Source organism: Pseudomonas sp. (genome assembly GCF_050739995.1).
Lineage (GTDB): Bacteria > Pseudomonadota > Gammaproteobacteria > Pseudomonadales > Pseudomonadaceae > Aquipseudomonas.
In genome coordinates, this window is the sequence record NZ_JBOICG010000454.1 from 1 (window position 1) to 1,911 (window position 1,911).

At 58.9% G+C, this 1,911-nt stretch carries 1 protein-coding gene; it reads right to left on the reverse strand.

Features of this window, described 5'->3' with window-relative positions; translation table 11 throughout:
* Positions 1–1,582: BCCT family transporter (locus tag ACRESD_RS15130; protein ID WP_431751657.1), on the reverse strand; the 1,582-nt coding region annotated here is incomplete at its 3' end.
* Between the last annotated feature and the right edge of the window lie 329 nt (positions 1,583–1,911).

A 1,911-nucleotide genomic window follows, 5' to 3' on the forward strand; every position in this document is an offset into this window, starting at 1 on the left:
GCACGGTACCCTGGCTCGGTTGCAGGTCCAGAGCCGTCAAACGCTCGCTGAAGCCACGACGACCGCGCTCGGCCAATTGCGCCTGCTCCTGTTCGATGGCCACATCCTGACGCATAGCCTTGTGCAGACCGAACATGAAGAAAATCAGCACCACCGAGAACGGCAGCCCCGCCAGCACCACCATGGTTTGCATGGCTTCGAAGTTACCGGCAAACAGCAGGCCGATGGTCACCAGGGTGATCACCGCCGACCAGAAGATACGCAGCCAGTGCGGCGCATCTTCATCCACGTTGCCACCTTTGCAGGAAAGGTTGGCCATCATCACCGCACCGGAATCCGCTGGGGTCAGGAACAGCACGAAGCCCACAAAGATCGACACACCAATGACGATTTTCGACGCGGGATAATGCTCAAGCAGTTGGTAGATGGCCATCGACGGTTGTTCCAGCGCCGTCTTGCCCAACTCCACGGCACCGTGGTTCAGCACCAGGTCCAACGCCGAGTTACCGAAGATCGACAGCCACGCCAGGGTGAAGCCCAGTGGAATCAGCAGCACGCCAGCCACCAGTTCACGCACGGTACGACCACGGGAAATACGCGCGATGAACATGCCTACGAATGGCGCCCAGGAAATCCACCACGCCCAGTAGAACAGGGTCCACAGGCCCATCCAGCGTTCGGTCTTGTCGGCGTCGCCTTCATACACGTACAGGTCGAAGGTCTTCAGCACCAGGCCATTCATGTAGTCGCCGATGTTCTGCACGAAGCCGTTGAGCAAGTGCAGGGTCGGGCCGAACAACAGCACGAAGATCAACAGGCCGCTGAACAGCACGATGTTGAGGTTGGACAGGCGGCGGATGCCGTTCTCCACACCCGACACGGCGGCGATGGTCGCCACGGTGCTCATCACGATGATCACGATCAGCAGGTTGGTGTTGCTGTGCGCCATGCCGAACAGGTTTTCCAACCCGGACGACACTTGCATCGAACCAATCCCCAGGTTCGTCACCAGGCCCAGCAGGGTCACGAACATACCGAAGCCGTCCACCGCATGGCCGGCCGCACCTTTCACCCAACGCTCGCCTACCAGCGGATACAGCGCCGAACGCAAGGCCAGCGGCTGGTTATGACGGTACGCGAAGTACGCCACGGCCAGGCCGACCAAGGCGTAGATCGCCCAGCCATGCAAGCCCCAATGCAGGAAGGTCAGTTGCAGTGCCTGGCGTGCGGCCATGTTGCTGGCGGCAGCGCCTTCGGGCGGGTTGAAGTAGTGGTCCAACGGCTCCGAAGCGCCGAAGTACAACAGCGAGATGCCGATGCCCGACGAGAACAACATGCCGGCCCAGGCGCCGTAACTGAAGTCCGGGGTGTCGTCCTTGCTGCCCAGTTTCAACTTGCCATAGGACGAAAACGCCAGGCCCACCACAAACACCAGGTAGGCGGCGATGACGACCATGTAGTACCAGCCGAAGCTTTTGGAAAGCCACGCTTGTGCTACGCCGAGCATGCGCCCGGCCTCCTGCGGGGCGATGATCAGGATGGCGGTCAACAACAGAATCAGCGCGGTGGAGGTGTAAAACACCCAACCGTTGACCCGCACCTTTTCCGGTGGGGTCTTTATAAGAGAGGCAGAACTCATGGCGCAGATGCTCCGGGCAGTGCGAAAGAGAAACACAAGGCAACGGTTATCCCGGGACATCGATTTTTCGGCAGTCGACGGACGGGTGTTATAAAGACACCCCGAAAATTCTTGTACCCCGCCGAAGCGGTGGCCAGGCCCTGATACGGCCTGTTTCAAGGTTTTTTGCAGGTGTCAGCTGTCACGGCTCACAGGTAGGAAATTTCTGTAGGCAGCGACCATTTGTCGCAGATCTTATTCTTTGTTGATTGAACGTTCAATCAAAACAAAAT